The following is a 4,021-nucleotide window of genomic DNA, read 5'->3' on the forward strand; positions in this document are numbered from 1 at the left end:
GTCGTAGCACAATACTCAAATCGCGACGAGTTAAAAGCGCAGCCTACGCGCGGCAATTACAAAGTTCGCGAAAGTTCTCACATAGCGTAATCCGGCTTTTAAATTTAAAAGCCGGAGTAAAATTTAGAGCAAATTTAAACTATTTTACCTCAAAAGCAAAGGACGCTATGATCGTCTCTTCGTCGCATTTCTTTGGATCCGAAAATGCGAGTTTATTTCTTGCTTTTAGTATCCAAGGACCCGGCTTTAGCGCCATTACCTCGATTTCGCCCTTATCGTGGTCATACCATAAAATGCGCTCATATCTTCCAAAAACCCATCCGGCGCGCCTTCAACTGCGGCATTTGCAAGCGGTTTGCCTTCAAACAGCACTTTGATTTTAAACGGCTTATTAGCTTTGAAATTTACCGGATTTTCTAAAGGTACGAGCTCGAGTCGCTCGCCCACGGGCTTAGTTATGAGATCGCCTGCTTGTGTGTTGATTACGCCCTTTGCGAGCATAGTGGCGCGACGGCAAAATTTAGCGTCTTTGATCGTATCTTTCGTGCCGCCCATATGCCATTTGCCGCTTTTATCCTCGGTCCAAAAGGTCGGTTTATATTGCCCGGTAATGATATAGACGCCTTCCGGCTGCTTTTCGCCTTCAAATTTATAGTTCTCGCTCGTGCGCTTTAGCTCGATTTTTTTGCCGTTTTTATCTATGACTACGGGGATTTCAAAATTATTTTCTCTCTGCTTATCGATCGACTCGCACGTGGCAAATCCATCTCCAAATCCGATCTGAACCCTCAGTTTGTCGTCATTTTGACCCGCAAGCCAAAAATCATGCGCGCCTGCTACGCTAAATGCACCTAAAACTGCCAATACAGCTAAACTTTTCCTCATTTTTCATCCTTTCTTTTAATAAAATTTACTAAATTTAAAAACTATATCTTACGCCGACGCCGAGCATTCTGCCTTTGCCATAGGTGACTAAGACATTACTCGCTCTGTCGCGTATGTGCGAGAAATACTCTTTGTCGGTCAAATTTTTGACGTAAAAATACACGTCAAAGCCATCTTTTAGGTAGCCTACTTTTGCATCCGCCGTAAAATAGCTCTTTTGGGCTAGCTTATTTTGAGCATCGAAGTAGGTCTTGCCTATCATATTTCCGTCCAGTCTTGTATAAATTCCCATCGGAGCGTAGTATGACGCGCCCAAAGAGAGCTTATACTCGGGGTTTTTCTCGATTTTATTGCCTTTATTATTCGTGCCGTCTTTGTTGATGTAATCTCCGTATTTGGTCTTTAGCAGACTCGCGGCTAAATTTATATCAAGCTCCTTGCTCGCTTTTGCGACGCCTTCAAATTCCACACCCATAGATTTTGATTTATCGGCGTTTGCGGTCGAGTAGATGTTGGGGTTATTGGGGTCGGTATAAAATATATGCGTGCCCTTGATGTCCATATAAAATAGCGCGGTAGAAAATCTAAAGCTCTCATACGAACCCTTTACACCGATCTCGTAGTCATCGCTCGTCTGTGCGTCAAATTTATTATCCTCCCTGCTGCCGCCGGTGGTGTAGAAATTAAAGCCGCCGGCTAGATAGCCCTTTGAATACATCGCGTAAATATTTAGCTCATCGGTGATATCGTATCCAAGTGCGATTTTTGGCAAAAACGTCCTAAATGTCGCTTTCTCGTCCATCGAAAACGCGGGCGTACTGGGATTGTGTCCCAGCTCGTATGAAAAGTAATCGACCTTTGTGTGTTTTCTGATCTGCTGATACCCCTGCCGCCAAGCGTAGCATCAAATTTGCTCGTGATCGGATAGATGATCTGACCGAATACCGATGCCGTCTGCGCGCGATTGACCGAAGGCCAATCCTCGACTATCGTCCTACCGCCGTCGCCGTATTGGTCGCCGATCGGGCCGAAGACTTGCTTTTCGTTTTCGTAATAAAGTCCACCAACCCATTTGAAGCTTTGCTCGCCTACGCTACTGAATCTAAGCTCCTCGGAGAAGGTATCATTTTTAGAATTTAAAAATGTAACTAGCCCGTAGTGATCGGGGTCGAGATAGGTTATTTTACTACCAAAATCCTCGTCGTAAAGCCCGTCTTTTTTTGGCTCTACGAAAAGTCGTAGCCGAGGTCGCGTCAAATTTGTCAAATTCATATTTTAGATCTAACGCTCCCGAGCTAGAGGTTTGCTTTACGCGGGCGGGAGTTTCTAAGTTTATATGCTTGGCTTCGCTTTTTGAGATATTGCCAAACCTCGATTTTGGGATAAAAAGCTCGTCGAGCGAGTCGTCCTGGCGGTGAAAAAGATCGCCGTAAATTTTAACCGTAAAACGATCGGTCGGCACTATCTTTAAATTTAGTCCGAAATTGTAATTTTTCTTGTCGTTGGCTTTATCGCCGTTTAGATCGTTGATGATCCAGCCGTCCTCTTTGGACGCCGAGCCGTTTAATCCTAAAAATAGTTTATCATCAATCAGCGCGCCGCTGGCTTCAAAAAGACCTAGCATGTATTTGTGCGAGCCGTATTCGGCGCCGACGCTGCCGCTCCACTCGTTAGTCGGTTCTTTTAAAACGATATTAATGATGCCGCCGATTGAGTCTTTGCCGTAGATCGCACTGCTAGGACCTCGCAAAACCTCGACGTGATCAATATTTGTAACGGGGATATAGGCTGCATCTTTGTTGCTTTGTGCTACGCCGCCGACATAGACCGTGACGGGGTTGGAACTCGTATATATCGAAGGATTGAGTCCTCTAGTACTGATGCCCTCATACATTCCGCCCACACCGGTAATGTTTGGCATAGTTTTTACCAGCTCCTCGACGTTTTTGACATCGCGCTCTTGTAACTCAGTATCGCTTACGACGCTGATACTTTGTGGCACATCCTTTAAATTTTCGCTTATTTTGTTTGCGGTAACTTCTACTTCACCGAGATTTATGCTTTGCTTAGTTTGCTCGTCGGCTATGGCTGGATTTGCGGCGCTCAATAAAAGTAGGGCGGCTGCAGCTTCAGAGAGAGAGTAAAAACTTTCAAAATTTAACTCCTAAAATCTGATAAAATTTTCGCGTTATTATATCAGATGAGATAATCATTGTCAATACTACTACAATATTAAATTAATGTAAAATATAAGCATGATTTATATTGAATTTAATGTTGCAAATTTAGATACAAAATAGGGCAATACAATAAACTTATTATAATTTAAACAAATACGTTCATAAAATTTATGGAAATGATGCAAAAATTAATAAAATCAAAAAATTCATTTTTATAAATCGTTTACTACATAGAAATCATTAATAGGAAAATATATATCAGTAGTTCATCATTTTTCAATTTTTTGGAGTAAAAACACTATAATTCTAGGTATTCTATATTGAAAACTATAATTTTCAAGTAAAAATCTAATACGAAATTAACGTATAATTATATGAATAATTTCATGTATTTTTAACGCATTTGGTGTTTTTATTAGTGATTTTTTATTAGAAGAATTTTTACATTTCATAATTTTGTGATTTCAAATGAAATCAACAGGATAATGGATAGTATTTATTGCAAGAATGAAATAGGGATAAAATATCTAAATTGGGCGGAAATGAAATTTTGCTTATAGCAAGGAGTTAAAATTAAAATATAGGAAGTTTTCGCCTAAAACGCCCTCTTTTATTCAATAACCAGGCGCATTAGATACATATCTTCGCCGTCGATTACGCTGATTTCGGAGCTTTTGCAGCGCGGGCAAGAAAAGTCGTTCTGTGCCAAATCTCCGCTAAAACCGCAGTTTTTGCATTTTACGACGATTTCTTGGGTGTGGATAATGAGATCCGCATTTTCGCAGACGGTGCCCGTGCGAAAGACTTCATAGCAGTTTTGCAGATAATGCGCTTCCACGCCGCTTAGCCGCCCTATTTTTACGTGCAGTTCCCTTATCTGCGGACTTTTAGAACTAAATGTATCGTAAGGTGCCTGCGGATTTGTATCCAAATTTTTATAAAAATCACCGTTTTTG

At 41.3% G+C, this 4,021-nt stretch carries 5 protein-coding genes; all 5 read right to left on the minus strand.

The features are described 5' to 3' along the window. Positions 1 to 255: 255 nt before the first annotated feature. Positions 256 to 885: a DUF4198 domain-containing protein gene (locus tag Q0198_RS07195; protein ID WP_297896486.1), complete on the minus strand. Its 630-nt coding sequence runs from the start codon at positions 883 to 885 to the stop codon at positions 256 to 258. Positions 886 to 919: 34 nt separating this feature from the next. Then, positions 920 to 1,687, minus strand: coding sequence for a TonB-dependent receptor (locus tag Q0198_RS07200; RefSeq protein ID WP_297896488.1), 768 nt, complete (start codon positions 1,685 to 1,687; stop codon positions 920 to 922). Continuing rightward, positions 1,615 to 2,151 carry a TonB-dependent receptor gene (locus Q0198_RS07205; RefSeq protein ID WP_297896490.1) on the minus strand — a complete coding sequence of 179 codons (537 nt, stop codon included), beginning with the start codon at positions 2,149 to 2,151 and terminating at the stop codon, positions 1,615 to 1,617. The genes Q0198_RS07200 and Q0198_RS07205 overlap by 73 nt, the downstream gene beginning before the upstream one ends. Next, the gene (locus tag Q0198_RS07210) at positions 2,072 to 2,992 is read right to left on the minus strand and encodes a TonB-dependent receptor plug domain-containing protein (RefSeq protein ID WP_297896492.1); all 921 of its coding nucleotides are present in this window, start codon (positions 2,990 to 2,992) and stop codon (positions 2,072 to 2,074) included. The genes Q0198_RS07205 and Q0198_RS07210 overlap by 80 nt, the downstream gene beginning before the upstream one ends. Before the next feature lie 683 nt (positions 2,993 to 3,675). Further along, the coding region (locus tag Q0198_RS07215; RefSeq protein ID WP_366111976.1) for a hydrogenase maturation nickel metallochaperone HypA at positions 3,676 to 4,021 on the minus strand (346 nt) is incomplete at its 5' end.

Source organism: uncultured Campylobacter sp. (genome assembly GCF_938045205.1).
Lineage (GTDB): Bacteria > Campylobacterota > Campylobacteria > Campylobacterales > Campylobacteraceae > Campylobacter_B.